This is a genomic window from Methylomonas sp. LWB, from assembly GCF_001856095.1.
Lineage (GTDB): Bacteria > Pseudomonadota > Gammaproteobacteria > Methylococcales > Methylomonadaceae > Methylomonas > Methylomonas koyamae_A.
Window position 1 is genome coordinate 255,468 of sequence record NZ_MKMC01000056.1, and the last position, 25,375, is coordinate 280,842.

Annotated in this window: 25 protein-coding genes; 17 read left to right on the forward strand and 8 right to left on the reverse strand. The window is 56.5% G+C overall.

Annotation, left to right across the window (positions count from 1 at the left end; genetic code table 11):
• The first annotated feature begins 22 nt into the window (after positions 1-22).
• From BJL95_RS19300 to BJL95_RS19315, 4 genes are all read left to right on the forward strand, one after another.
• A complete protein-coding gene (locus tag BJL95_RS19300) occupies positions 23-1,093 on the forward strand; it encodes an efflux RND transporter periplasmic adaptor subunit (protein WP_064025301.1) in 1,071 nt (356 codons plus the stop codon).
• On the forward strand, positions 1,090-4,206 hold the full coding sequence (locus BJL95_RS19305) for an efflux RND transporter permease subunit (RefSeq protein WP_071160274.1): 3,117 nt from the start codon (positions 1,090-1,092) through the stop codon (positions 4,204-4,206). Before BJL95_RS19300 ends, BJL95_RS19305 begins: the two co-directional genes overlap by 4 nt.
• A gap of 55 nt (positions 4,207-4,261) precedes the next feature.
• Positions 4,262-4,696 (forward strand): HMA2 domain-containing protein, encoded by a 435-nt coding sequence (locus BJL95_RS19310; protein ID WP_064029020.1) that lies wholly within the window; start codon positions 4,262-4,264, stop codon positions 4,694-4,696.
• 215 nt (positions 4,697-4,911) lie between these two features.
• Positions 4,912-5,721, forward strand: a complete 810-nt coding sequence (locus tag BJL95_RS19315; RefSeq protein ID WP_064029022.1) for a sulfite exporter TauE/SafE family protein — start codon at positions 4,912-4,914, stop codon at positions 5,719-5,721.
• Positions 5,722-5,927: 206 nt separating this feature from the next.
• On the opposite strand, the gene typA is transcribed toward BJL95_RS19315, so the two are convergent.
• The 4 genes from typA to BJL95_RS19335 form a co-directional block, all read right to left on the reverse strand.
• Positions 5,928-7,751 carry a translational GTPase TypA gene (gene typA / locus BJL95_RS19320; protein ID WP_064029024.1) on the reverse strand — a complete coding sequence of 608 codons (1,824 nt, stop codon included), beginning with the start codon at positions 7,749-7,751 and terminating at the stop codon, positions 5,928-5,930.
• An 82-nt stretch (positions 7,752-7,833) separates the two neighbouring features.
• A complete protein-coding gene (locus tag BJL95_RS19325) occupies positions 7,834-8,226 on the reverse strand; it encodes a rhodanese-like domain-containing protein (RefSeq protein WP_064029026.1) in 393 nt (130 codons plus the stop codon).
• Entirely contained in the window at positions 8,223-8,813 is a 591-nt protein-coding gene (locus BJL95_RS19330; RefSeq protein WP_071160276.1) for a bifunctional 2-polyprenyl-6-hydroxyphenol methylase/3-demethylubiquinol 3-O-methyltransferase UbiG, read from the reverse strand. The genes BJL95_RS19325 and BJL95_RS19330 overlap by 4 nt, the downstream gene beginning before the upstream one ends.
• Complete coding sequence (locus BJL95_RS19335; RefSeq protein WP_064029030.1) at positions 8,810-9,715, reverse strand: LysR family transcriptional regulator; 906 nt, start codon at positions 9,713-9,715, stop codon at positions 8,810-8,812. Before BJL95_RS19335 ends, BJL95_RS19330 begins: the two co-directional genes overlap by 4 nt.
• A 183-nt stretch (positions 9,716-9,898) precedes the next feature.
• Here BJL95_RS19335 and BJL95_RS25295 point away from each other — a divergent pair, with 183 nt between their 5' ends.
• From BJL95_RS25295 to BJL95_RS19370, 8 genes are all read left to right on the forward strand, one after another.
• Positions 9,899-10,048 carry a hypothetical protein gene (locus tag BJL95_RS25295; RefSeq protein ID WP_168030132.1) on the forward strand — a complete coding sequence of 50 codons (150 nt, stop codon included), beginning with the start codon at positions 9,899-9,901 and terminating at the stop codon, positions 10,046-10,048.
• Positions 10,049-10,224: 176 nt separating this feature from the next.
• On the forward strand, positions 10,225-10,554 hold the full coding sequence (locus tag BJL95_RS19340) for a phosphoribosyl-ATP diphosphatase (RefSeq protein WP_064029032.1): 330 nt from the start codon (positions 10,225-10,227) through the stop codon (positions 10,552-10,554).
• A 13-nt stretch (positions 10,555-10,567) separates the two neighbouring features.
• On the forward strand, positions 10,568-10,786 hold the full coding sequence (tatA, locus tag BJL95_RS19345; RefSeq protein ID WP_064029034.1) for a Sec-independent protein translocase subunit TatA: 219 nt from the start codon (positions 10,568-10,570) through the stop codon (positions 10,784-10,786).
• Between the two features lie 3 nt (positions 10,787-10,789).
• Positions 10,790-11,113: a Sec-independent protein translocase protein TatB gene (gene tatB, locus BJL95_RS19350; RefSeq protein ID WP_071160278.1), complete on the forward strand. Its 324-nt coding sequence runs from the start codon at positions 10,790-10,792 to the stop codon at positions 11,111-11,113.
• A complete protein-coding gene (tatC, locus tag BJL95_RS19355) occupies positions 11,088-11,837 on the forward strand; it encodes a twin-arginine translocase subunit TatC (RefSeq protein ID WP_071160280.1) in 750 nt (249 codons plus the stop codon). Before tatB ends, tatC begins: the two co-directional genes overlap by 26 nt.
• Positions 11,834-12,520, forward strand: a complete 687-nt coding sequence (locus BJL95_RS19360; RefSeq protein ID WP_064029040.1) for a YggS family pyridoxal phosphate-dependent enzyme — start codon at positions 11,834-11,836, stop codon at positions 12,518-12,520. Before tatC ends, BJL95_RS19360 begins: the two co-directional genes overlap by 4 nt.
• Positions 12,521-12,574: 54 nt before the next feature.
• Positions 12,575-14,335: an arginine--tRNA ligase gene (argS, locus tag BJL95_RS19365; protein ID WP_071160282.1), complete on the forward strand. Its 1,761-nt coding sequence runs from the start codon at positions 12,575-12,577 to the stop codon at positions 14,333-14,335.
• The gene (locus BJL95_RS19370) at positions 14,336-14,995 is read left to right on the forward strand and encodes an SPOR domain-containing protein (protein ID WP_071160283.1); all 660 of its coding nucleotides are present in this window, start codon (positions 14,336-14,338) and stop codon (positions 14,993-14,995) included.
• 5 nt (positions 14,996-15,000) lie between these two features.
• Here BJL95_RS19370 and BJL95_RS19375 read toward each other — a convergent pair whose 3' ends face one another.
• Positions 15,001-15,447, reverse strand: a complete 447-nt coding sequence (locus tag BJL95_RS19375; RefSeq protein WP_064029046.1) for a DUF2721 domain-containing protein — start codon at positions 15,445-15,447, stop codon at positions 15,001-15,003.
• A gap of 200 nt (positions 15,448-15,647) precedes the next feature.
• Here BJL95_RS19375 and BJL95_RS19380 point away from each other — a divergent pair, with 200 nt between their 5' ends.
• On the forward strand, positions 15,648-16,718 hold the full coding sequence (locus BJL95_RS19380) for a TIGR03790 family protein (RefSeq protein ID WP_083386164.1): 1,071 nt from the start codon (positions 15,648-15,650) through the stop codon (positions 16,716-16,718).
• A gap of 10 nt (positions 16,719-16,728) precedes the next feature.
• On the opposite strand, the gene BJL95_RS19385 is transcribed toward BJL95_RS19380, so the two are convergent.
• Both BJL95_RS19385 and BJL95_RS19390 read right to left on the reverse strand, forming a co-directional pair.
• Positions 16,729-18,096: a diguanylate cyclase gene (locus tag BJL95_RS19385; RefSeq protein WP_071160285.1), complete on the reverse strand. Its 1,368-nt coding sequence runs from the start codon at positions 18,094-18,096 to the stop codon at positions 16,729-16,731.
• Between the two features lie 139 nt (positions 18,097-18,235).
• Positions 18,236-18,829, reverse strand: coding sequence for a nitroreductase family protein (locus BJL95_RS19390; RefSeq protein ID WP_071160360.1), 594 nt, complete (start codon positions 18,827-18,829; stop codon positions 18,236-18,238).
• Between the two features lie 102 nt (positions 18,830-18,931).
• Here BJL95_RS19390 and BJL95_RS19395 point away from each other — a divergent pair, with 102 nt between their 5' ends.
• From BJL95_RS19395 to lspA, 3 genes are all read left to right on the forward strand, one after another.
• Positions 18,932-19,144, forward strand: coding sequence for a hypothetical protein (locus tag BJL95_RS19395; protein WP_139306337.1), 213 nt, complete (start codon positions 18,932-18,934; stop codon positions 19,142-19,144).
• 208 nt (positions 19,145-19,352) lie between these two features.
• The gene (ileS, locus tag BJL95_RS19400) at positions 19,353-22,178 is read left to right on the forward strand and encodes an isoleucine--tRNA ligase (RefSeq protein WP_071160290.1); all 2,826 of its coding nucleotides are present in this window, start codon (positions 19,353-19,355) and stop codon (positions 22,176-22,178) included.
• Positions 22,171-22,650 (forward strand): signal peptidase II, encoded by a 480-nt coding sequence (gene lspA, locus BJL95_RS19405; protein WP_071160292.1) that lies wholly within the window; start codon positions 22,171-22,173, stop codon positions 22,648-22,650. Before ileS ends, lspA begins: the two co-directional genes overlap by 8 nt.
• 118 nt (positions 22,651-22,768) lie before the next feature.
• On the opposite strand, the gene pgi is transcribed toward lspA, so the two are convergent.
• Entirely contained in the window at positions 22,769-24,409 is a 1,641-nt protein-coding gene (pgi, locus tag BJL95_RS19410; RefSeq protein ID WP_064029058.1) for a glucose-6-phosphate isomerase, read from the reverse strand.
• A gap of 289 nt (positions 24,410-24,698) precedes the next feature.
• Between pgi and BJL95_RS19415 the strand changes: the two genes are divergently transcribed.
• Positions 24,699-25,292, forward strand: a complete 594-nt coding sequence (locus tag BJL95_RS19415) for a hypothetical protein (protein ID WP_064029060.1) — start codon at positions 24,699-24,701, stop codon at positions 25,290-25,292.
• The last annotated feature ends 83 nt before the right edge of the window (positions 25,293-25,375 follow it).

Consider the following 25,375-nt stretch of genomic DNA (forward strand, 5'->3'; position numbering starts at 1 on the left):
TTTCACCTCTCGAGGAAATTCAATGAAGTTTTTGTTTGCGATGTTGCCGCTGCTGATGTTGATCGGCTGCGAGCAACCGGTGCCGCCGCCGCCGCCGCCCAGGCCGGCATTGGTGACGACGGTGGGGGAACGCACTGCCGAAGCGCCGACCACGCTGGTCGGCGAGGTTCGTTCGCGATACGAAAGTGTGCAGGGTTTCAGGATCGCCGGCAAGATTATCGAACGCAACGTCGACGTCGGCGCCGTGGTCGTGGCCGGTCAGATGTTGGCGAAGTTGGATGCGGTCGATACCGGCTTGTCCACTCAGGCCGCCCAGGCCGAAGTGCGGGCCGCCGAAGCCGATCTGGCGCTGGCGCAGGCCGAATTGGACCGGCAGCGGCAATTGTACGCCCGCAAGTTTATCTCCAATCAGGCCTTGGATATTCAGGAAGCCCAGTACAAGGCCGCCGCCGCCCGCGCCAAGCAGGCACGCGCTCAGGCCGCCGTGACCGGTAATCAGTCGCGCTATACCCATCTATTGGCCGAACGCGACGGCGTGGTGACCGAGATCCGCGCCGAGCCGGGGCAGGTTGTCGCGGCTGGCGAACCCATCGTTCGGATCGCGGTGGCCGAAGCCAAGGAGGTAGCGATCGCGGTACCCGAGTCGCGGATGGCTGGAATTGCGGTCGATACGCCGGCTGAAGTCCGCTTATGGGCGTATCCGGGGGTGACGTATCAGGGCCGGGTCAGGGAGGTGGCGCCGGCCGCCGATAGCGCCACCCGCACCTTCCAGGTGCGGGTGGCGCTTCAGAATCCCGATGCGGCGGTACGCTTGGGCATGACGGCCGGGGTGCGTTTTTATCGGCAAGATACCGCCGCCTATTTGCTGCCGACGCCGGCGTTGACCGAGCGGGACGGACGGACGGTGGTTTGGGTCGTCAATCCAGCCAATGGCGAAGTGCGGCCCAGACCGGTGCGGGCCGGCGATTACCGTGAGGATGGCGTGCTGATCCTAGAGGGTTTGCAAAGTGGGGAGCAAGTCGTCGCGGCGGGTGTTCAGACCTTGGTGCCGGGCCAGATCGTCAGAGCGGTGCCGTCGCGGAGTCGGCCATGAAGGGATTCAACCTGTCCGAGTGGGCCTTGCGCCACCCGGCGCTGGTACTGTACGCGATGCTGGTAATGACGTTGGTCGGGATGGCGTCTTATACCAAGCTGGGGCAATCCGAGGACCCGCCGTTTACGTTCAAGATCATGGTGATAAGAACCGGTTGGCCTGGAGCTAGCGCGGAAGAGGTCGAGCGGCAGGTCACCGATAAACTCGAGAAAAAACTCCAGGAAGTGCCGTGGCTGGATACCTTGCGCAGCTACTCGCGAGCCGGCGAATCATTGATATTTCTGTCGGCCCTCGATTCGACGCCGCCCAGCGAAGTCCCCAATATTTTTTATCAGGCGCGGAAAAAGGTCGGCGATATTCGCTATACCCTGCCCGACGGCGTCGAAGGGCCAACCTTTAACGACGAATTCGGCGATGTCTACGGCAATTTATACGCGTTGACAGGGCCGGGTTACGACTACGCCGAATTGAAACGGCACGCCGAAACGGTACGCGCCGAATTGTTGCGGGTGCCGGACGTCGTCAAGGTGGATTTTTTCGGCGAGCAAAAACAGCGTATCTACGTCGATTTGTCGAATGCCAAGTTGGCGACGATGGGTATCGATGTGGTCAGCATGCTGCAGACCCTACAGGCCCAAAATCTGGTCACCGGCAGCGGCAGTTTCGACTCGCCCGACGAGCACGTCCGGATCGCCGTATCCGGTCGCTACGACCAGGTGGAGGCCTTGAGGGATGTGAGACTCCGGGTTAACAATCAGGAATTTCGCCTCGGCGATGTCGCGACAGTCGGCAGGGGCTACGAAGATCCGCCCAAGGACAAGGTGCGTTTTAACGGTCAAGAATCCTTATTGCTCGGTGTCGCCATGCGTGACGGCGGCGACATCATTCGGCTGGGCAAGGCTCTGGACGCCGCGGTCACCCAAATTCAAAGCCAGTTGCCGGTCGGTCTGGAACTGCATCCGGTTTCGTCTCAACCTAAAGCCGTGCAGCGATCGGTCAACGAATTCGTCAAATCGCTGGCGGAAGCGGTCGTGATCGTGTTGGCGGTTAGCTTGATGTCGCTGGGATTACGTACCGGCATCGTCGTGGCCATTAGCATACCGGTGGTATTGGCGATCACCTTTTGGCTCATGCATTTGTTCGGCGTCGGTTTGCATAAGATTTCGTTGGGCGCGTTGATTTTGGCGCTCGGCTTGCTAGTGGACGATGCCATCATCGCGGTCGAAATGATGGCGTCGAAAATGGAGCAGGGCTGGGAGCGTACCAGGGCGGCGGCCTTTGCCTATACCTCGACCGCGATGCCGATGCTCAGCGGTACCTTGGTCACCGCCGCCGGTTTTTTGCCGATCGCCACCGCCGAATCTTCGACCGGCGAATACACCCGCTCGATTTTCCAGGTGGTGGTGATTGCGTTGTTGGTGTCTTGGGTCGCTGCGGTGGTGTTTGTGCCTTATTTGGGATTTCGGCTACTGCCGAATTACCGAGATCGCCACGCCCGACCGTCGGTGTTTGCCCGCTGGTTGGCGCGCGCCGGCATCGGCAGCGAGGCGACCGGTCACGACGATTTGTACCAGACGCCTTTTTATCGCCGGTTTCGCGGGTTGGTGGCCGGCTGCGTCTCGCATCGTTGGTTGGTGATTACGATTACGTTGGCAATGTTCGTCGGGGCGATCGTCGGTTTTAAATTCGTGCAACAACAATTTTTTCCGGATTCGACCCGGCCCGAACTCGTCGTGGATCTACGTTTGGCCGAAGGCGTATCTTACGCGGCGACCGAAGCCGAGGTGAAAAAACTGGAAGATTGGTTGAGCCGGCAATCCGGCATCGAAAACTACGTGGCCTATGTGGGCAACGGCAGTCCGCGCTTTTATCTGCCGTTGGATCAACAGTTACCGCAGCGCAATTTTGCCCAATTCGTGGTTTTGACTCAGGGACCCGCGGAACGCGAGGCGCTGCGGCTTCGCTTGATTCAATTGTTCGAACAGGATTTCCCCAATTTGCGGGGCAGCGTTCTGCGTTTGGAAAACGGCCCGCCGGTCGGTTTTCCGGTGCAGTTTCGGGTATCCGGACCGGATTTGAGCGAATTGCGCCGTCTGGCTCGACAGGTGGCCGATACGATGCGCGCCACCCCTTATTTGTCCAATGTGCAATTGGACTGGGAGGAACCGGTCAAAGTCGTCAGGGTCGATGTCGATCAATCCAAGGCTCGTCTGCTCGGCATTGGCTCCAACGACATTGCCAATCTGATCAACGGCGCTTTGCAGGGATTGTACGTCACCGAGTTTCGCGAGGACATCGAGCGCATCGATTTGCTGATTCGCGGCACCAAGGTTGAGCGCCAGCATTTATCGCTATTGCAACATCTGATGTTGCCTACCAGGAGCGGGCATAGCGTGCCGCTGTCGCAAATCGCGATTCTGGAATACGGCTTTGAGGAGGGCGTGATCTGGCGCCGGAATCGGATTCCGACCGTGACCGTGCGGGCGAATCTGTACGGCGACATCCAGGCGCCGATGGTTTCGGCCCGGATCGAGGCCGATCTGGCCGAATTCAAACGTAAGCTGCCGGTCGGGTATCGCTTGGAAACCGGCGGCGCGGTCGAGGAGTCGGCGAAAGGCGGCGAGTCGGTGGCTGCCGGTATGCCGCTGTTCGTCATCAGCGTCTTGACGGTGTTGATGATTCAGTTGCAAAGTTTTTCCCGAGTCGCGTTGGTCGTATTGACCGCGCCGCTTGGCATGATAGGCGTGACACTGTTCTTGTTGCTGTTTCATCAGCCGTTCGGCTTTGTGGCGATGTTGGGCACGATCGCGTTGTCGGGCATGATCATGCGTAATTCGGTAATCCTGGTCGATCAAATCGATCAGGATAAAGCGGCCGGCCGCGCCGATTTCGATGCCATCGTCGATTCCACGGTGCGGCGTTTTCGCCCTATCGTGTTGACGGCGGCGGCGGCGATATTGGCGATGATTCCGCTGACGCGCAGCGCGTTTTTCGGCCCCATGGCGGTCGCCATCATGGGCGGGCTCACTGTGGCCACGTTGCTGACCCTATTGTTTTTGCCAGCCCTATATGCCGCCTGGTTTCGAGTCGAAATGCCGGAAGCGAGCGATTAGTCGTCGCATCTCCGTGTGCGGCGATCCTTTCAATTTTCAATGATAAACCGATTGCATGAGCAGAATTGTATCTTCGTTGCCTGGACGAATCAGAATACGCGACAAAGGCTTGCGGGACCCGGCTCGACAAACTCAACTTAGCCGGGAGTTGGCAAACATCACGGCGATTACCCAATGGCAAGCCAATCCACGCACCGGCAGTGTCGTCGTGAGTTTCGATCCCGGGGATACACCGATGGCAGAGCTGGAAGCCAAACTCGATGCCGCCGTCGACAATGTCTTGGGCGACGCGTTAACGCCGCCGCTGTTGACCAAGAAGCGCATTAACCGTTACAACAAAATCGCCATGTTGGGGAGTCTGGCGGCCTCGCTGGCACTTACTGCGGTGCGCCGAAAACGCTGGCGGCACTGGCATGCGGCGACGGGCTACCTGTTCGTCGCCAATTTAGGCGTGCATTTATATCTTTACCGGAAATCGCTATTTCGCTAAGTACCGCGCTCGCGGTTCTAAAAGGTGGAGCGTGTGACCTTGGAGTCCGCCGGCGACTTGGCTGGATTGCCACAGTGATGGTGGCAATCGAGGCTGCGGGCTTTTGTATCTGAAAAAGGCATAATAGTATTCATTTTTATCATTAAAATGCCGACCGGTAACACTGGCATAATGTCCGCGCTTATCTGAATTAACGAAATAGAAGGCCGGAAATTATGAATTTAATGTATACGCTGTCGGGTTTTGTAGTCGGTTTGCTGGTGGGCGTGACCGGCGTCGGCGGCGGCTCTTTGATGACGCCGTTGTTGGTGTTCCTTTTCGGTTTCAAACCAGCCGTCGCGGTCGGTACCGATCTGTTATACGCGGCGATTACCAAAACCGCCGGCGTTTTTGTTCATCACGGCAAGCACAAGTCCGTGGATTGGCGCATCGTCGGTTGGCTCGCGCTGGGTAGCTTGCCGTTCGCGGGTATGACGCTTTACGTGCTGAAAAATCTGATGGCGGTCGGTAAGGAAACCACCGGTATGATTACTTTCACGTTGGGCGTGGCTTTGTTGCTGACGGCCTGCGCGTTGCTGGTTCGTAGCTGGATGCTACGTCATTCGGCGAAAGAAGAAATCGACGACGAGCATAGCAATCAGGATAACAGTGGCCGGTTTTCGCCGAGTTGGGAGCGATTTGCAACGGTGTTGACCGGCGCGATATTGGGCGTGTTGGTGACCCTGTCGTCGGTGGGAGCCGGTGCGCTGGGTACCGTCGCGCTGCTATTTCTATATCCGAGAATGACGACGCTGAAAATTGTCGGCACCGATCTGGCCCATGCGATTCCATTGACCGCAGTGGCCGGGCTTGGGCACTTGAGTCTCGGAAACTTCGATTTGCAATTGCTGTTGAGCTTGTTGGCCGGTTCTCTGCCGGGTATCTGGCTGGGTAGCCACTTGAGCGCGAAGATTCCGGAGCAATTTCTCCGTCCGGCCCTGGCAACCTTGTTGCTCGTGATCGGTTTGAAGTTTGTGCTGCAATAAACCGAGGTTCAACGCGTGCGGCAATACCGGTTGGCGCGTGCCGATTTTTGTCGATGATGCTGTTTGGCTGGATTGACTGAGTGCGGCAAGACGGCGTGGCGGGTCGTGGATTCGCCGGTCCGGCAATAGCGGGGTTCCGGACCACTCGATCAGATCGCCGGCCTCGAAGCGAGAAACCGGCGATTTTCAGGTTTGCGCGTGCTGGTTTATTCAGCTGAACGCGAGGCGCGTTTGCGGTCGTTCTCGGATAGCAGCTTTTTACGCAGGCGTATCGATTGCGGCGTGACTTCGACCAGTTCGTCCTCGTCGATGAATTCCAAGGCCTGTTCCAGCGTCATTTTTTGGATGCGGGTCAGGATCAGGTTTTCGTCGGTGCCGGCCGCGCGGATGTTGGTGAGCTGTTTGGCCTTGGTCGGGTTCACAACCAAATCGTTGGCGCGCGAATGAATGCCAACCAGCATGCCTTCGTAGACTTCGTCGGCGTGAACGATGAACAATTCGCCGCGTTCTTGAAGGGCGAACAGCGCGTAGGCCAATGCCTTGCCTTGAACCATCGAGACCAATACGCCGCGCTTACGCACGCCGAAGGTACCGGGTTTGACAGGGCCGTAATGGTCGAAGACGTGGTAGAACAAACCGGACCCGGAAGTGGCGGTCATGAATTCGGTTTGGAAGCCGATCAAGCCGCGCGACGGTACCATATATTCCAAGCGGATACGGCCCTTGCCGTCAGGGACCATGTTCAGCAAATCGCCCTTGCGCTCGCCGAGTTTTTCCATGATCGCGCCCTGATGTTCATCTTCCACTTCGATGGTGACCATTTCGAACGGTTCGGTGGTGACGCCATCTTCTTCCTTGAAAATCACTTCCGGACGCGACACGCCCAATTCGAAGCCTTCGCGACGCATGTTTTCGATCAAAATCGACAAATGCAATTCGCCGCGGCCGGACACTTTAAATTTGTCCGGATCGCTGGTGTCCTCGACGCGCAATGCGACGTTGTGCTGCAATTCCTTGTGCAGCCGATCGCGTATTTGCCGCGACGTGACGAATTTGCCTTCCTTGCCGGCGAACGGCGAGTTGTTGACCTGGAACGTCATGCTGACGGTCGGTTCGTCGACTTTCAGCGGCGGCAAGGCTTCGACCGCGTCCTGCTGACATAACGTGTCTGAAATTTCCAGTTTGTCGATACCGGTGAACGCGATGATGTCGCCGGCTTGCGCTTGCGGCACTTCGATACGTTCCAGCCCCTTGAAACCGAAGATTTGCAGCATTCGGCCGTTGCGGGTGGCGCCTTCTCGGTTGATCAAGGTCAGCGGTTGGTTGGTTTTGACGCTGCCGCGCTGGATGCGGCCAATGCCGATCACGCCAACATAGCTGTTGTAGTCCAGGCTGATGACTTGCATTTGGAACGGGCCGTCGATATTGACCGGCGGCGGACTCACCTTGTCGACGATGGTTTGGAACAGCGGGGTCATGTCACCGCCCTCGACGGTGCTTTCCAGTTCCAGACCCGCGTAACCTTTCAGCGCCGAGGCATAGACGATCGGGAAATCCAATTGTTCGTCGGTGGCGCCGAGCCGGTCGAACAAATCGAAAGTTTGGTCGATGACCCAGTCCGGGCGGGCGCCGGGGCGGTCGACTTTGTTGATGACGACGATGGGTTTCAAGCCCAGGGCGAAGGCTTTCTGAGTCACGAAGCGGGTTTGCGGCATAGGGCCGTCCACGGCGTCGACCAGCAACAATACGCAATCGACCATGGACAGCACCCGCTCCACTTCGCCGCCGAAATCGGCGTGGCCCGGTGTGTCGACGATGTTGATGTGATAGCCGTTCCAGTCGATCGCGGTATTCTTCGCCAGAATGGTGATTCCGCGTTCTTTTTCCAGCGCGTTGGAGTCCATCACGCGTTCGTCGACTTTTTCGTGGGCGTCGAAGGTGCCGGATTGTTGCAGCAATTGATCGACGAGGGTGGTTTTGCCATGGTCAACGTGAGCGATGATGGCGATGTTTCTAAGTTTTTCTATCACAGGATTGTCGGATTTTTAGAGAATAGGGAAATCGATGTAGGTAGAGGCGCTTGCCTCGATACTGAAAAATATTTGCGACGGCTTAGCTTTGTTCCCAGGGCAGGCCGTGGAAACGCCAGCCGCCGAGTTTTCCGCGGTGTTTTTGCTCGTCCAGCGGGCCTTCGAAGCCTTCCAGGATGTTGACCAAATGCCGGTAGCCGGCCGCTTCCAGAGCTTTGGCGGCTTCGACCGAGCGGACGCCACTGCGGCATAACAACAAAATCGGCGCCGATGGGTCCGGGGCGTGTTGTTGCACCTGCTCCACGAAGGTCGGGTTGAGTTGCATGCCGGGGAATTCCTTCCAGGCGATGTGTATCGCTTTGGGAGGATGGCCGACGAAACCGTGTTCGATCGCGGTTCTAACGTCGATCAGTACCGCGGATGGGTTGTTCTGCAGTAAGGCCCAGGCTTGTTTGGGGTCGAGATTGTCTATCATGGTGTCGAGTCAAGGTTGGTATTCTGTCCGATGAAGGCCGCTTCGTTGCGTGGTCCGCGCCGCAAGTCGCCGGTGCGGGCGTATTCCCGGTAATATACCGGCGTCAGCGGGGCAAACAGTTGTAACAATTCGTTGCGGTTCAGCAGGAAAGCGGGGTTGCTGGGGCCGATCGGTTCCGGTTTGTCGCGGATAAAGGTTTGATAAAACAACAAGCCTTCGGGCTTCAAGGCCGTCATTATCGCATTACACAGGGTGCGGTCAAGAAAACGACTGATGACAATTACATCGAATAGCTGATTGCGCAAGCTGTCGGCTTCGATACGGTGTTGCCGGCAGGTGATGTCGAGCGATCTTAGCTTGGCGTGGGAGGCTAGTATTTCCAGTGCGCGCGAGGAGATGTCCCAGGCTTGGACGCGCAGGCCTTGCTGGGCTAAAAACAAAGCATTTCCGCCTAATCCGCAAGCCAGATCCAGCGCAGAGCCCTCGGCCGGTAACAGGAAGGGGTGTTCAGCCAGCACTTCGGTCGGCGGTCCTGGTTGGTGGGCGGCTTGATAGATCGCGTCCCATTTTGCTTGCAGGTCGTTCACGGCGGATCCATGCCGATGCGATGCGGCAGCCAAGCTTGGATGAAGTCCAGAAACGATCGCACTTTGGCCGACAAATATTTGCGGTGCGGATAAACCGCGTAAATTTCCAGCGGGGTGATACCGTATTGCTCCATCACCACTTGCAAGCGACCTTGTTCGATGTCGCGGCCGACGATGTAGCGCGGCAGCATGATCAGGCCAAGGCCGTTGACGGCGGCATTGCGGATCGGGTCGGCCATATTGGCCTGCATCCGGCCGGTCACTGTAACTGTCCGTTCGCCGAGAATGCCTTTGAAACGCCATTTATTGCGTGGTGGAATCGCCCAGTTGATCAAGCAGCTATGATCCTCCAGGTCTTCCGGGTCTTGAGGAGTGCCGTGCAGCTTCAAATATTCCGGCGAAGCGCAAACCACCAGCGACGAGGTGGCGATTTTGCGGGCGACCAAGCTGGTGTCGTTAAGTTGGCCCAGGTAAATCGCCAAATCGACGCCTTCGTCGATCAGGTCTACCTGGCCGCCTTTTAGCACCATATCGACCGACAGGTCCGGATAGTTTTTCAGATACTCGGTCAGTCCGGGCGAAATGTGGCTGGCGCCAATGACCGGCGGCGCCAGGATTTTCAACATGCCGCGCGGTTCGGTTTGCAAATGGGTGACCGCCGACTCCATCTCGGCGACGTCCAACAGCACCTGCTGACAGCGTTCCAAATAGGCTTCGCCGGCCTCGGTTAGACTTAGGCTGCGGGTGGTGCGGTTGAACAAGCGGGTGTTCAATTCGCTTTCGAGCTGCATGATGTGTTTGGTGGCCATCGCCCTGGAAATGTCCAAGTCCTTGGCGGCGCCGGCAAAGCTACCGGCTTTGGCGACGCGTACAAACACATTCATGCTGGTCAGTTTATCCATCGAAACCTCCTTGGTCGTCTGGGGGGGGTAGGCGTGCTAATACGCTAATTGTTTCTCTAATGGATACAATTTATTTAATAAATTCCGAATTGTAAACTTTTTTTTGTACTGTATAGTATGCGGCAACTGAAAAGCAAACAGATGGAATCTTGTCAAGGGCAAGGTTGAGAGGAGATGAAAGCGATGCAAGACATGAAAAAAGATATTCTGATCGGTACTTTGTTTTTTGCCGGGATTTGGAACTTTATGTCCGGTTTGTTTTTGGTCTCGACGGTTCTGTTTGCGGCGACGTCGATGTTTAGCAATATGTCCAAAGCTCAGTCCAACGGCTGATCCCGAATTTGTAACTACCTCCTGGTGTTGTAATAACGAGCGGTAACCTCCTTCTTAAGTACTCCGCTTGGTTTTTTGCCTTCCACCGCGCAAGCGCTGGGAGGTTTTTTTTGCCCGTCGGTTTTTGCGGCGGTCGTGTTATGATTTTGACTTTATTAACCATTGTCCCCGGTTGAATGAGCGACGTTCTGCACCAACTTGCCGAAGTTCTCGAACAGCGCAAGCAACAATCCGCCGATCAGTCTTATGTGGCGGGTCTTTACGCCAAAGGTCTGGATCAAATCCTAAAAAAGATCGGCGAGGAGGCCACCGAGACGGTCATGGCCGCTAAAGACGGCGATCCGGAAAAGATTGTCTACGAAGTCGCCGACCTCTGGTTTCACAGCATGGTGTTGCTGGCGCATCAAGGGCTGGGCCCGGATGCCGTGTTGAACGAGTTGCGCCGGCGTTTCGGCTTGTCCGGACTTCAAGAAAAAGCGCAGCGTCAATCTTCCCAAACGAATTAATTAGGAGCGAGTCATGGGCTTCAGTATTCCGCATTTGTTAGTGGTGTTGGTGATCGTGGTTCTGGTCTTCGGTACCAAGCGCTTAAAAAACGTCGGTGCCGATCTGGGCGAGGCGATCAAGGGTTTTCGTTCGGCGGTCAAGGAAGGAGGTGAATCCGATAAGTCGTTAGCCAAGGAAAATGGCGAAACCCTGGAAGGCGAAGTGACTCATAAAGAAAAAGATCAGGTCTAAGCCATGTTCGAAGTCGGTTTTTCCGAGTTGCTGATGATAGGGCTAGTGGCCCTGCTGGTGCTGGGGCCCGAAAAGCTGCCTAAGGCCGCGCGCATTGCGGGTTTATGGGTGGGTAAGGCGCGCGGCATCATTTCGACCGCCAAGGCCGAAATCAAACAGGAATTGCAGGCCGAGGAAATGCGGCAATTGTTGCAACAGCGAATCGGAGCCGACGAATTGCAACAGGCCTTGAGAGACACCCAGTCCGCCGTGGACGACATCAACTTTAGCTTGCAGGCGCCGACCGAGACCGATCAGCCCAATGACCCGCACAAATCCGCAGGATAGCGAACAATCTTTTTTCAGTCATCTCGTCGAATTGCGCGACCGCCTGCTTAAGGTGGTGTTGTGCGTACTGTTGGTGTTCATCGGTACCGCCAGCTATGCCAACGAGATTTACGCTTATTTGGCGGAGCCGCTGTTGGCGCACATGCCTAAAAACAGCTCGATGATCGCTATCGACGTCGCTTCGCCGTTTTTCACGCCGTTCAAGCTGGCCTTCGTCGTCGCGGTGTTCGCCGCTATTCCGTTTATTCTCTATCAGTTTTGGGGCTTCGTCGCGCCGGGTTTATACCGTCATGAAAAGCTGATGGTATTGCCGCTATTGGTTGCCAGTACCTTGTTGTTTTACGGCGGCGCGGCATTTGCGTATTTTCTGGTGTTTCCGTTGGTGTTCGGTTATTTGACCGCGACCGCGCCGGCCGGGGTCGCTGTGATGACCGACATCGCCACCTATCTCGATTTTGTATTGGGGATGTTTTTTGCGTTCGGAGTTTGCTTCGAGGTGCCGATTTTTACGATCGTACTGGTTTGGGCCGGCATCGTTTCGCCGGAAAGTTTGGCCGAAAAGCGTCCTTACGTCATCGTCGGTGTGTTTGTGGTTGCGATGTTTTTGACGCCGCCGGATGCTTTGTCGCAAACCTTGTTGGCCGTGCCTATGTGGATGCTGTTCGAGTCCGGCTTGTTGTTTTCCCGTTTGTTCGTGGGTAAGCGGAGCGATGAGTCGTCATGACGACGATAGCAGAGCGTTTCGCGGCGGTGACCGCCGAATTGCGTGCCGCCGAGATCGCCGTCGGCCGGGCGACCGGGTGCGTGCGTTTGTTGGCAGTCAGTAAAACCAAACCCGCCGCCGACGTGGCCGCCGCCTATCGTTGGGGGCAGCGCCATTTCGGCGAAAATTACCTACAGGAGGCTTTGATAAAGCAGCAGGCATTGTCGGCGTTTGCGATCTCCTGGCATTTCATCGGTCCGATTCAATCCAATAAAACCAAGCCGATCGCCCAGCATTTCGCCTGGGTGCATAGCGTCGATCGACTGAAAATCGCCGAGCGGCTCAGCGAGCAGCGCCCGGATTATCTGCCGCCGTTGAATGTTTGCTTGCAAGTCAACATCAGCGGTGAAGCCAGTAAATCCGGTGTGGCGCTGGCCGAGCTGCCGGCGTTGGTCGAACAAGTGGCGAAGTTGCCCCGGTTGAGGTTGCGCGGCGTGATGGCCATACCCGAGCCGCAATCCGACTATGCCGCGCAATGCCAGCCTTACCGCTCGCTTTGCTCGGCGGTTCAGGCGTTGAATCTGCCTGGGTTGGATACCTTGTCTTACGGCATGAGTGGCGATTTGCGGGCCGCGGTCGCCGAAGGCTCGACGTTGGTGCGGATCGGCACGGCGCTGTTCGGCGAGCGTTCTAGCCTTCGCTAGGGTTTTCGTGGATAATGGCGAACATTTTTCGACGAATCCGCATCGACCGACGCAATGAAACAAACGCTGGAATCTCTGTTACAACAATCCGTTAACGCACTGAAAGCGGAAGGCCTACTCGACAGCGATTTTGAAGCTCAAATCAATCTGGAGCGGACCAAGGACGCCCAACATGGCGATTTCGCGACCAATCTAGCGATGTTGTTGGCCAAGCCGGCCAAATCCTCTCCCAGAGTTCTGGCCGAGAAAATCGTGGCAGCGTTGCCTGTCGATACGTTGGTTAGCAAAGTCGAGATCGCAGGCCCCGGCTTCATCAATTTTTTCATTAATCCCGACAGTCAGTTCGAAGTCGTCAAACAAGTCCTGGACGCCGGCGCCGGTTTCGGCTTGAGCACGATCGGCGCAGGCCAGCGGGTACAGGTCGAATTCGTTTCCGCCAATCCGACCGGGCCCTTGCATGTCGGGCACGGACGGGGAGCCGCCTACGGTTCGGCGGTGGCCGATCTGCTCGAAGCGGCCGGTTTCGAGGTCGAACGCGAGTATTACGTTAACGATGCCGGCCGACAGATGGATATTTTGGCCACCAGCGTCTGGCTACGCTATTTGGAGGCCGTAGGCGAAGTCTTGACGTTTCCGAGCAACGGCTATCGCGGCGAATACGTTCGCGACATCGCGGCGAATCTGCAGCGAAATGCCGGCGAGGCCTACCGTCGGCCAGTGGAGCAAGTGCTGGCGGATTTGCCCGCCGACGAGCCGCAAGGCGGCGATAAGGAAAAGCATATCGATGCGCTGATCGAACGCGCTAAAAGTTTGTTGGGTGCCGAGGCTTACGGCGCGGTATTCGATGCCGGCCTGAATGAGATTCTGGCTGACATCAAGGACGATCTCGAAGAATTCGGCGTTGGTTACCAGCACTGGTTTTCCGAGCGCTCGCTGATGGACGACCAGTCGGTGCAAACCGCATTGAAGCGCTTGGAAGACGCCGGGTATTTGTACGTGCAGGACGGCGCCACTTGGTTCGCGTCCAGTCGGCTCGGCGACGAGAAGGATAGAGTGGTGGTGCGCGATAACGGGCAGACCACCTATTTTGCCTCCGATATTGCCTACCACATGAATAAGCTGGATCGAGGTTTCGACCGGATCGTCAACATTTGGGGTGCCGACCATCACGGTTACATTCCGAGGGTGAGGGCGGCGATGCAGGCGCTGGGCGCCGACGAGGCCAAATTGAAAGTGCTGCTGGTGCAATTCGCGGTGTTGTATCGCGGCGACGAGAAGGTGCAAATGTCCACGCGATCCGGCGAGTTCGTCACGCTACGCCAGCTTCGCGGCGAAGTCGGCAGGGATGCCTGCCGCTTTTTCTACGTCATGCGTAAGTCCGAGCAGCATATGGATTTCGACCTGAAATTGGCGACCTCGAAAACCAACGAAAATCCGGTGTACTACGTGCAATACGCGCACGCCAGGGTGTGCAGCGTGTTACGGCAGTTGGACGAGAAAGGCCGCCGCCGCGATCCGCAATTGGGCCTGGCCAATCTAAACTTGCTGACCGAGGAACAGGAAAGCGCGTTGTTGACCACCTTGGCTAAGTATCCGGAGGTGCTGGAAAAGGCCGCCGTTCAATATGAACCGCACCAATTGATTCAGTATCTACGCGAGTTGGCCAACCAGTTCCACGCTTATTACAACGCCCACCAATTCCTGGTCGATGACGAGCGCTTATGCAATGCCCGCCTGAATTTGATTTGCGCGGTCAAGCAGGTGCTGGTTAATGGTTTGACCTTGCTGAAAATTAACGCTCCAGAAGCGATGTAAATGGCCAGAGATTACAAACATCGCGTCCAGTCGGCCAGTTATGCCAATAGCCGCAGGCGCCCCCAGAAAAAAGGGATAGCGCCGTGGCGTTGGTTGGTTGTGATCGGCTTGGTGGCGGCTTTTGTGGTGTTTTTGAATATGATCCGCAAAATGGTGCCGGAACTGACCGCCGCCAAGCCGGAATCGGCGACGCCGCCGGCCGCCGAGATCGTCAAGCGCGAATTGCCGGTGCAATCGCCGACGCCGGCCAAGGCGGATTCGAAAGAGACCAAGCCCGAGGAGGCTAAAGCCGAAACGGCCGCGCCGGCGGAGCCGGAAGAGCCGCGTTACGAGTTTTATACCATCCTGCCGCAGGCCGAAGTCGTGGTCCCCGATTACGAAATCAAGACACGGGTGCGCGAGCAGTTGGTCGGCAAGACCAAGGCGACCAAATACGTGATGCAGGCAGGCTCGTTTCGAGAGGCGGCGGAAGCGGAGCGGCATAAGGCCAAGCTGGCTTTGTTGGGGATAGAATCTCGCGTCGAGAAAGCGAAGGTCGGCGAAACCATTTGGCACCGTGTCAAGATTGGCCCCTACGATAACCCGGCCAGCGTATCGACGATCAAGGAATTGCTGCAGAAAAACGGCATCGGCGTGATTGTGACCGAGAACGGTCATTAGTCCGTTTATTTATTCAGATGCCGCTGCCGGCGGCGCGGCGCGATAATGCCGGTCGCCAGTGAAATTTCCCGCAAAAAGCATAACAATCCGGCAATCAATGCCAGCATCGCCGCGACGAATAGCGTCGACACCAAATTCGACAGATCCACCGTGACCTGGACGCCTAGGAACATCGTGACGATCGATAAGCAAATCAATAGCGCGCACACCGTGCACAACGTAATCGCCCAGCGAATCCAGAGGCCGCGTCTGGCCAGTGTTTGCATCTCGGCATAGTGTTTGTCGCCTTCCTCTCCGGCCAGCTTGGACAGCGTCCGAAACCGGTCTACAGCTCGGCCAAGCCGGTTAGTTAGGACACTCAACAAGCCGGCGACACCGGTCAGCAGAAACACCGGGGCAACCGCCTGTTGGATAACGTGGGCGACGGTGGGGATATTGTCTATGGCGTCCATCTGATTTTTTCCGCGAATGAATTGTATTTTGACCGAAGGTGGGGCCTGAACTATTCGGTCGGCTAAGCGATCGAACAGCTATCTTGTGGCCCGCGCATTGGTTTGGGGATTTTACAAATCCTGGTTGCATTTAGGCCAGTGCCGACTACATTGGCGGTTTAGCTTTACTCGTCGGCAGTCGTCTTTTCTGGAGTTCCCCGGTGTCCTATCTTCGAATCCTCAACTTGGCGTTAATCGCTTTATTGGCGAGCGGCGTATGCTCGCGGGCCGGGCTGGCGGCGATTTCGCCGCTCTATCAGCCGTCGCCGGCGCTGGAGGCGGCCGATTTGGCGGTCATTGTAAATGACGCCGATCCGTTGAGCCGGCGCATTGGCGAATATTATCAGGTCAAGCGGCGTATCCCGGCCGATCAGATCATTCATGTCAGCTTCGCGCCGAATCGACCGGTCATGTCTAAGCAGGAATTCACGGCGCTGAAACAAAAGCTGGACCAGCGGACTCCGGAAGCCGTGCAAGCTTACGCGATCACTTGGTTGCAACCGTTCCGGGTTGAATGCATGTCGATCACGACCGCGCTGGCGGCCGGTTTCGATCCGGCGTTTTGCGCGAAAGGCTGTCAGCAAACCCGTGGGAATCCGTATTACGCGTCCGAAACCGATCGTCCTTTTAAGGCGCACGGTTGGCGACCGACGATGGCGGTGGCCGGTGCGACGTTCGAGGAGGCCAAGCGCTTGATCGATACCGGTGTCGCCGCCGACTACAGTCAGCCCAAGGGCGCGGCCTATTTGCTGAAAACCTCGGATAAGGCGCGCAGCTCGCGGGCCGTTTTGTTTCCGGAAATCGCCAAGGGTTTGAGCCAGTTTTGGCCGGTGTATTATTTGGAACAGGATTACATTGCCGGTCGGCAGGATGTGATGTTCTATTTTACCGGCTTGACCAAAGTGCCGCATATTGCCGATAACCGCTATTTGCCCGGCGCGGTGGCCGATCATTTGACGTCGTCGGGCGGCGTGATGTCGGGCAGCGATCAAATGAATATTCAGGAATGGTTGCGGGCCGGGGCGACCGGCAGTTACGGCGCGGTGGTCGAGCCGTGTAATTTTCCGGCCAAGTTTTCCAATCCCGGCGTACTAATGTACTTTTATTTACGCGGCAGCAGCCTGATCGAGGCTTATTGGAAGAGCGTCGCGCAACCCGGTCAAGGCATTTTTGTCGGCGAGCCGCTGGCCAAACCGTTTGCCTACCCGCCGCGCGTCGGCGCGGAGCATTGAGTACTTTGCGTCAATCCGCGACGACAACCCGGTTGCGGCCGCCGTTTTTGGCCAGATACAGGGCCTGATCCGCGCGGGTAATCAAATTCAGGCGGTTATCGCCGTGCTCTGGATAGAGCGACATACCGATCGAGGCCGTGACGCTCGTTCTGGTCCCGGCTTCGGTTTTGTAAGACAGGCTTTCCACCGCCGACCGTAGCGAATTCAGGCGTTCGACGGCGGCGTCCACGGCGATTTCGGTCATGACGATGACGAATTCCTCGCCGCCGTATCGGCAGACGATGTCGTTGCCGCGCCGGAAGCGACTCATCAATTGCGCGACTTGCCTTAATACCTCGTCGCCGGTGTCGTGTCCGTAAGTGTCGTTCAGCCTCTTGAAGTGATCGATGTCCAGTATGGCGATTGCCAGCGTTTGGTCGGCTCGGTGCATACGGACCAGCTCCCGATCCACTGCTTCTTCTAGAAAACGGCGATTGAACAGTCCGGTCAACGGATCCCGTATCGATAGCGCATGCAATTCCTCGCGCAAGGTCAGATTGGCGAGCGCCAGACGGGCGCTGTCGGCCGCGGTTTCGGCAATCGAGAATTTGCGCTGAATTTCTTCCGGGTCCATACCGCCTAAGTGGTACTCGATGTGAATCAGGCCTAATCCGTGAGAGTGGGCCAGTAGCGGAATGCAAATATAAGCGGCGGTCGTTTGCTTAACGTGCCGGCAAATTGGATTGATGGCGCGTCCGTCGCCGGCGATATGAATTCGGCCGCGCCGCATGCCCCAGCAATCGTTCGGCATGAACAGTTTTTCCAAGTCCGTCCGGCCCCATTGATCCACCAGAGTCAGTGCGCGGGATTGCGGTTCCATGATGTAAACCCCGCCTTCGGTGTTGGGAAACAGTGCGACCAGCGCCGTTTTGATAATCGGGTAGGCTTCGTCCGTTTTCTGGCAGCTCTGCAACAAGTCCGTCATTTCCCGAATCAATTGCATTTGGGCGATCGCCGATTCGAGTTCCCGTTGGGCTTTTTTCAGCGCGGTGATGTCGCGCGCCGCCGCGAATAGGCCGGCAACATTGCCTTCCTCGTCCCGGTATACCGACGCGTTATAGAGCACCTCGGTGATTTTGCCGGAGGCGTGGCAGATTGCTAGCGGGTAGTCCATCACCGTGCCTTGCGAGAAGGCCAGCTGATAACCGTCTCGGGCTCTCTGTGGCTCGGTGAAGTAATTGGAAAAATCGCTGCCGATCAGGGCTTTTCGTGGGACGCCGGTGACTTTTTCGGTAGCTCGGTTTACATTCATGATTTTGCCGTCGGCGCTAATCGTTACCAAGGGGTCCAAACTGGCTTCTATCAGGCTGCGGGCGTAAGAGCTTCTAGAATGTTTCATGGCATGGGCTCCGGCGACGACGATATGGCGCTCCCTGCGACGCGCGACATAAGGCGGCTAGACGCGCGCTTGGTCTGGACGCGCGAAATCCTTGAGGTTAGATTCTTCGAACGGCGATTTTACCCGCCTGGCGCCGGGATTATTCGTCCCAGTGGCCGAAGTATGCACGTTGCCGCAGTTCAGCGCGGCTCCGAACCGCCAGTTCGGCCGTTCGAAATTCCTCGGGAAGTTCCTCGGCGTCCGCTTGATAACCGATCGCCAGCATCGCCATCGGCGTGCATTGCTCGGGTAGGCCGAAAGCTTGCCGGGCCGCCGCCGCGTCGAAACCGCCCATTTGATGGCTCGCCAGGCCCAGCGCACCGGCTTGCAGGCATAGGTTTAAGGCCGCCGCCCCGGTATCGTACATCGCCCAACGGTTGGCTTGGCCGTTGTGGTTGAAGTTCGCCATCGCGACCGATAGGATTAGTACCGGCGCGTGGCGGGCCCATAGCCGATTTTTGTCGTTGATGATTTCCAAAGCCCGCGCCCAAGCGTCCGGGTGGGTGGATTTGTCGCAAACCACGAAGCGCCAGGGTTGATCGTTGAAGCAGGAGGGCGCCCAGCGCGCGGCTTCCAGTAACGCGGTCAGGTCTTCGGCCGATACCGGACGATCCGGGGCGAAAGCTCTGGGACTCCAGCGTTGGGCGATCAGTGGGTGAATGGCGACCGAGGTGAGGGCGGGTTTGTTGGACATCTCGACTCCTTGCTGCAGGTGTAGGGAAGTGACTTGCAAAAACCGAAATTAGCGCTAATATAATAGCGAATCAAAATTATAATAACGAGAAGGGGGTTCATCATGCCAAAAAGCACTCACTTTTGGACCATGATTTATTTCGGTATGGCCTTTATTGTGGCGCAGTTTGCCGAATCCGCCATCGCGATAACGGGGGATTCCGCCGCATTGCGAATGTCCAACCTTTTGGATTACGACCATCCGTTTACCGCGGTCGCCGTCAGCGCCTTGATTGCGGGCGTCTACTGGCTGTACTGGTTGCGACACAGGGTCTGACACGACTCTCTCTTTGACATCCGCGTCAAGCGGATAGCGCCCGTCGGATTCCGGCCGTCATTCGGCTGGATAACCGCAGTCCACGCTTTCTAGCGGTCAGTTAATGATGCTAGAATCGCTCGTTCAATTATGCCATTTAATTCATCAGGCTAATCGATACCGGCGCTTTTCGCTCGCTCGGCGTCGATTCGCCCATCCAGATACGAGCATGGACTACAAACAAACCCTGAACCTCCCCAAGACCGAGTTCGCGATGAAAGCCAATCTGGCCCAGCGCGAGCCGGAGATGCTGAAACAGTGGAACGAAAACCAGCTGTATCAAAAAATTCGCGAGGTTTGCGCCGGCCGGCCCAAGTTCGTGTTGCACGACGGCCCGCCGTACGCGAACGGCGCGATCCACATCGGTCATGCCGTCAATAAGGTCCTGAAGGATATCATCGTCAAATCGAAGACCCTGGCCGGTTTCGATGCGCCCTATGTGCCGGGCTGGGATTGCCACGGCTTGCCGATCGAATTGATGGTTGAAAAGTCGGTCGGCAAGGCCGGCGTCAAGGTTTCGCCGGCCGAATTTCGCAAGGAATGCCGCGCTTACGCCAAGAAACAGGTTGGCATTCAAAAAGAAGAGTTCATTCGTCTCGGGGTATTGGGCGATTGGGACAATCCCTATCTGACCATGGATTTCGCGTTCGAGGCCGACATCGTCCGCGCCTTGGGTCGCATCGCCGCCAAGGGCCATCTCAGCAAGGGTTTCAAGCCGGTGCATTGGTGTACCGATTGCGGTTCGGCGCTCGCCGAGGCGGAAGTCGAATACGAGGACAAGCATTCGCCGGCGATCGACGTGCGCTTTGCCGTCGTCGACGAGCATGCCTTCATGGAAAAATGCCATCACGCCGGCGACCGCGAAGGTAAAGGCCCGCTGTCGGTGGTGATCTGGACTACCACGCCGTGGACCTTGCCCGCCAACCAGGCCGTGGCTTTGAATCCGGAGCTGGAATACGCCGTGGTGCAATGCGAGATCGACGGCCAAACCGAACGCCTGCTATTGGCCGAGGCCTTGTTGAAAGACGCCGTGTTGCGTTACGGTATCGGTGAGCACCACATCGTCGGCTACTGCAAGGGCAACGCGCTGGAAGGCTTGTTGTTGGAGCATCCGTTCTATGACCGGCAAGTGCCTATCATCCTCGGCGAACACGTCACCACCGATGCCGGTACCGGCGCCGTGCATACCGCCCCCGGCCACGGCCAGGAAGACTACGTGGTCGGCATGAAATATGACCTGCCGGTCGATAATCCGGTCGGCGGTAACGGCGTGTTTCTGCCCGGTACCGAGTTATTCGCCGGCCTACACGTATTCAGTGCCAACGACAAAGTACTGGACGTGTTGCGCGAACGCGGAAAGCTGTTGCACCACCATGCCTTGCTACACAGCTACCCGCATTGCTGGCGGCACAAAACCCCGATCATCTTCCGCGCCACGCCGCAATGGTTTATTTCGATGAACCAAAATGGTCTGCGCGACACTGCATTGAACGAAGTCAAGCGCGTCGATTGGGTGCCGGATTGGGGCCAGGCACGCATCGAGGCGATGATTTCCAATCGCCCGGACTGGTGCGTCTCGCGCCAGCGCACCTGGGGTGTGCCGATTGCCTTTTTTGTGCATAAAGAAAGCGGCGAGCTGCATCCGCGCAGTGCCGAATTGATCGAACGAGTCGCGCAGCGTATCGAACAACACGGCATTGATGCCTGGTTCGAGCTGGATGCGGCTGAGTTATTGGGTGCCGAAGCGGAAGACTACGAAAAAGTCGCTGACACGTTGGATGTCTGGTTCGACTCCGGCGTGACCCACGCCGCCGTGTTGGAACGGCGCGAGCAACTGAAATTTCCGGCCGATTTGTATCTGGAAGGCTCGGACCAACATCGCGGTTGGTTCCAGTCGTCGCTGATGGCTTCCGTGGCGATGAACGATGTCGCGCCTTATAAAGAGGTCTTGACCCACGGCTTCACGGTCGATGCCGAAGGCAAGAAAATGTCCAAATCCAAGGGCAACGTGGTGCTGCCGCAGACGGTGATGAAATCGCTGGGCGCCGACGTGCTGCGGCTTTGGGTGGCCAGCACCGATTACCGTTACGAAATGTCGGTCTCCGACGAAATCTTGAAACGCACTTCCGACGCCTATCGCCGCTTGCGCAATACCGCGCGCTTTTTGCTGGCAAATCTGGACGGCTTCGACCCGGCTCAGCATTTGGTCGGTAAAAACGACCTGCTGGCACTGGACCGCTGGGCGGTCGACAAGGCCTGGCAGTTGCAGGAAGAAATCAAAACGGCTTACGACGATTACCAATTCCAGGTGATCTATCAAAAAGTGCTGAACTTCTGCAGCATCGACTTGGGCGGCTTTTATCTGGACATCGTCAAGGACAGGCAATACACGGCCAAGGAAGATTGTCTGGCGCGCCGTTCCGGCCAAACCGCGATGTATCACGTCGTCGAGGCGCTGGTACGCTGGCTGGCACCGATCACCAGCTATACCGCCGACGAAATCTGGTCTGTCATTCCCGGCCAACGCAGTGAGTCGGTATTCCTGGAAACCTGGTACCAAGGGCTGTTCCCGCTGGAAGCGAACGCGACGATCAACCGCGACACCTGGGACAAGGTCATGGCGGTGCGAGCGGCGGTTTCCAAGGAGCTGGAAGCTCTGCGTAAAGCAGGAGCCATCGGTGCGTCGTTGAATTCCGAAGTCGAACTTTACTGCGACGAGGTCTACGGCGCGGAATTGAACAAGCTGGGCAAGGAGCTGCACTTCATCTTCATTACGTCGAACGCCGGCGTTTCCGATATGCGATTCTGCCCGGACGATGCGGTCGCGACCGACATCGACGGTTTGAAGGTCAAGGTCGGCGTTTCCGAACAACAAAAATGCGTGCGCTGCTGGCACCAGCGCTACGACATTGGCGAGCATCCGGAGCATCCGGAATTGTGCGGCCGATGCGTCGAGAATGTGGCGGGCGTAGGCGAGACGCGATTGTATGCTTAAGTGGTTATGGGTTTCCGTATTGGTGTTGGTGCTCGATCAGGCCAGCAAACTGGCGATCGACGCCCACTTTCAGCTCTACGAATCAATTCCGCTGTTGCCGAATTTCAATTTGACTTACGCCCGCAATACCGGCGCCGCGTTCAGTTTTCTGGCCCAGGTCGGGGGATGGCAGCGCTGGCTGTTCGCCGGACTGGCGGTAGTGATGAGCGGTATTATCGGCATTTGGCTGTACAGGCTGAAACGGCACGAAACCATGATGGCCTGGGCCTTGTCGCTGGTGTTGGGCGGCGCGATAGGCAACCTCATAGACCGAGTGGCCTATGGTTATGTGATCGATTTTCTCGATGTTTTTTACCGGGATTGGCACTGGCCCGTCTTTAATATTGCGGATTCGGCGATCTGCGTCGGCGTTGGCTTGATGGTGTTGGAGAGCTTCGGCATCGGGCGACGAACGGCGGAGGTTCTGGAGTAGCGTTGCGCCAACCAGTTGACTTGCCGCAACGAACCCTATCGGTTGCGCGATTGGTATCGGTAAATTGCGGCGTCGGTTGAGGATCTAAGGCTCGCCAGTTTGGCGAGCCTTTTTTGTATCAAGCTTTCCGTAAGCGTTTGTAAGCGTTGATCAAACCATTGGTAGAAGAGTCGTGGTCGTCGATGACATCCTCATTCTTCAATTGCGGAAGAATGGCGCGAGCCAGCACTTTGCCGAGTTCCACGCCCATCTGGTCGAACGAATTGATGTTCCAGATCACGCCTTGCACAAAGATTTTGTGTTCGTAAAACGCGATCAGCATCCCTAGCGTTCTCGGCGTCAGCTTTTTGAATAAAAAGGCATTGGACGGTTTATTGCCTTCGAAAATTTTCGAGGCAATCAGCGCGTCGTCCAGATTAGGTTCGTGACTTAGATCGTTACGGACTTCGGCTTCGGTCTTGCCGCGCATTAGCGCTTCGGCCTGCGCCAGGAAATTGGAAATCAGGATGTCGTGATGATCCGGCAAATCGTACTGGCTCTGAGCCGCCGCCAAAAAGTCGCCGGGTATCAGTTTGGTGCCTTGGTGGATCAACTGAAAAAACGCATGCTGGCCGTTGGTGCCGGGCTGGCCCCAGATGATGGGGCCGGTGTTGTAATCGACTTTGTCGCCATTGACCGTCGCGCTCTTGCCGTTGCTTTCCATGTCGCCCTGCTGGAAATAGTCGGCGAAGTATTTTAGCGATTGCGCATACGGTAGGATTGCGTAGGTTTCGGCTTCGAAGAAGTTGTTATACCAAATCCCAAGTAGGCCCATGATGACCGGGATATTTTGCTGATAGGGCGCGGTACGAAAATGTTGGTCGGCCAAGTGCGCGCCCATCAACAGCTCCTCGAAGTTGTCCATCCCGATGTACAACGCGACCGACATGCCGATCACCGACCACAGCGAATAGCGGCCACCGACCCAGTCCCAGAATTCGTACATATTCCGCGGGTCGATGCCGAATTCCTTGACCTTTTCTTCGTTGGTGGAAATCGCAATGAAGTGTTTGGCCATGTGTCCGGGGTCGCGCGCGGTTTTGAGAAACCAGTTGCGCGCCGAACGTGCGTTGGTCATGGTTTCCTGGGTCGTGAAGGTTTTGGATGAAATCAAAAACAGGGTGGTTTCCGGGTTTAGCGGCGCCAGGGTTTCGACGATGTCGGTTTGATCGACATTCGAAACGAAGTGGGCTTTCAAGCCTTCCTTGCCGTAGGGGGTTAACGCGGTATCGACCATTTTTGGCCCTAAATCGGAGCCACCGATACCGATATTGACGATGTCGGTAATCGCCTTGCCGGTATAGCCGGTCCAGGCGCCGGAACGGACTTGTTCGGTGAATACCCGCATGCGCGACAACACGGCGTTGATTTCGGGCATGACGTCCTCGCCGCGAAAATAAACCGGCGTGTTGCTGCGATTTCGTAGCGCGGTATGCAAGACAGCGCGTTTTTCCGTGGTATTAATGATGGAGCCGGAGAACATCGCCTCGGTTTTTTCCTTCAGCTTGGCGCGTTCCGCAAGCTGAATCAACAGCGGCAGCGTTTCCTCGGTGATGAGATTCTTGGAGTAATCAAACAGTAAATCATTGAAGGTCACCGAGAAGTTGTCGAAGCGATGTTTATCCTTGTCGAACGCATCCTTCATGCAAAATTTGCCGGCAATTTGTTGGTGGTGTTGTTTGACGGCTTTCCATTCGGCGGATTCGATTAGTTTGGACATATATTAGTGAGACAGGATGAGAGATTCTTTCAGCTGATCAGAACAGATCGGCGCAGTTTGGGAGAGAATTCATAACCCCATTATAAAGATTGTCTTTGATTGCTGACAAAAAAAATTGAACATAGCCGGTCGCCAACTATTGCCTTTCTTTGGATAGGGTGATGTGCTAGAGTTAGCGCCGGTTTAAGGCCGATTCGAGCGGATTTCTTGCACGGCGGCTTTAACGATATTCGTGCCTAAGCGCATGAATTATAATAAAAAATGATATTAGAACACGGGAAGGGTGTATATGAGAAACTCACGCATAGTTAGAAAAGGCTTGCTGGTATTGTGGGGTCTGTTTTTTTCCTCCGCGCTTTGGGCGCACGGTGGCGCGGCCGGTACCGATACGGACCAATGTAAATTCGAGCTGGAGAAAGACCACTGGATCCACTACACAGCCTATCAGCCCCAAGCTTATCCCGCCGAAGAATTCTGCGGCAATATCCCCGATACTGCTACGTTGACTCAATTGGTATTTGACTATCAAGATCAACGCTATCGCGGTATGGCGGTGGAATTCGAAGTCACCAAGGAGCCGGAAGGCAAACGGGTGTTTTTCCAAGGCGCCGAGAAACACAAATCCGGTACCGTCGTTCTGTCGTTGCCGCAGGGCGTGCCCGAGCAAGGCAAATACCTGATTCATATCACGCTGCTGCAAGATAACGGCGAGCGTTTGGATGCTCACATGGGCTTTAAAGCCGGAGCAGGTCAACCGACTAGCAAAGGTAGCATGGGGTTGTACGCCTTGGTTTTGTTTGCCGGTCTGTACATTCTTTATCTGTCCAACGCCGGTTTCAAACGTCAAATCGACGGATTGTTGGGTAAAGCCAAGGAGTTTTAAGGCTTGCGGTATCCGCCATTCCGTCGGTGCTACGCGGCGGAATGGCTTGGGCATTACACACGAGTATGCCCGCGTCGGAACAG

Bases quoted from the DNA above. Each gene is read 5' to 3' on its own strand.
- BJL95_RS19300 (WP_064025301.1), top strand. From the start codon at position 23: ATGAAGTTTTTGTTTGCGATGTTGCCGCTGCTGATGTTGATCGGCTGC.
- BJL95_RS19305 (WP_071160274.1), top strand. From the start codon at position 1,090: ATGAAGGGATTCAACCTGTCCGAGTGGGCCTTGCGCCACCCGGCGCTG.
- BJL95_RS19310 (WP_064029020.1), top strand. From the start codon at position 4,262: ATGAGCAGAATTGTATCTTCGTTGCCTGGACGAATCAGAATACGCGAC.
- BJL95_RS19315 (WP_064029022.1), top strand. From the start codon at position 4,912: ATGAATTTAATGTATACGCTGTCGGGTTTTGTAGTCGGTTTGCTGGTG.
- BJL95_RS19325 (WP_064029026.1), bottom strand. From the start codon at position 8,226: ATGATAGACAATCTCGACCCCAAACAAGCCTGGGCCTTACTGCAGAAC.
- BJL95_RS19335 (WP_064029030.1), bottom strand. From the start codon at position 9,715: ATGGATAAACTGACCAGCATGAATGTGTTTGTACGCGTCGCCAAAGCC.
- BJL95_RS25295 (WP_168030132.1), top strand. From the start codon at position 9,899: ATGCAAGACATGAAAAAAGATATTCTGATCGGTACTTTGTTTTTTGCC.
- BJL95_RS19340 (WP_064029032.1), top strand. From the start codon at position 10,225: ATGAGCGACGTTCTGCACCAACTTGCCGAAGTTCTCGAACAGCGCAAG.
- tatA (WP_064029034.1), top strand. From the start codon at position 10,568: ATGGGCTTCAGTATTCCGCATTTGTTAGTGGTGTTGGTGATCGTGGTT.
- tatB (WP_071160278.1), top strand. From the start codon at position 10,790: ATGTTCGAAGTCGGTTTTTCCGAGTTGCTGATGATAGGGCTAGTGGCC.
- tatC (WP_071160280.1), top strand. From the start codon at position 11,088: ATGACCCGCACAAATCCGCAGGATAGCGAACAATCTTTTTTCAGTCAT.
- BJL95_RS19360 (WP_064029040.1), top strand. From the start codon at position 11,834: ATGACGACGATAGCAGAGCGTTTCGCGGCGGTGACCGCCGAATTGCGT.
- argS (WP_071160282.1), top strand. From the start codon at position 12,575: ATGAAACAAACGCTGGAATCTCTGTTACAACAATCCGTTAACGCACTG.
- BJL95_RS19370 (WP_071160283.1), top strand. From the start codon at position 14,336: ATGGCCAGAGATTACAAACATCGCGTCCAGTCGGCCAGTTATGCCAAT.
- BJL95_RS19375 (WP_064029046.1), bottom strand. From the start codon at position 15,447: ATGGACGCCATAGACAATATCCCCACCGTCGCCCACGTTATCCAACAG.
- BJL95_RS19385 (WP_071160285.1), bottom strand. From the start codon at position 18,096: ATGAAACATTCTAGAAGCTCTTACGCCCGCAGCCTGATAGAAGCCAGT.
- BJL95_RS19390 (WP_071160360.1), bottom strand. From the start codon at position 18,829: ATGTCCAACAAACCCGCCCTCACCTCGGTCGCCATTCACCCACTGATC.
- BJL95_RS19395 (WP_139306337.1), top strand. From the start codon at position 18,932: ATGCCAAAAAGCACTCACTTTTGGACCATGATTTATTTCGGTATGGCC.
- ileS (WP_071160290.1), top strand. From the start codon at position 19,353: ATGGACTACAAACAAACCCTGAACCTCCCCAAGACCGAGTTCGCGATG.
- lspA (WP_071160292.1), top strand. From the start codon at position 22,171: ATGCTTAAGTGGTTATGGGTTTCCGTATTGGTGTTGGTGCTCGATCAG.
- pgi (WP_064029058.1), bottom strand. From the start codon at position 24,409: ATGTCCAAACTAATCGAATCCGCCGAATGGAAAGCCGTCAAACAACAC.
- BJL95_RS19415 (WP_064029060.1), top strand. From the start codon at position 24,699: ATGAGAAACTCACGCATAGTTAGAAAAGGCTTGCTGGTATTGTGGGGT.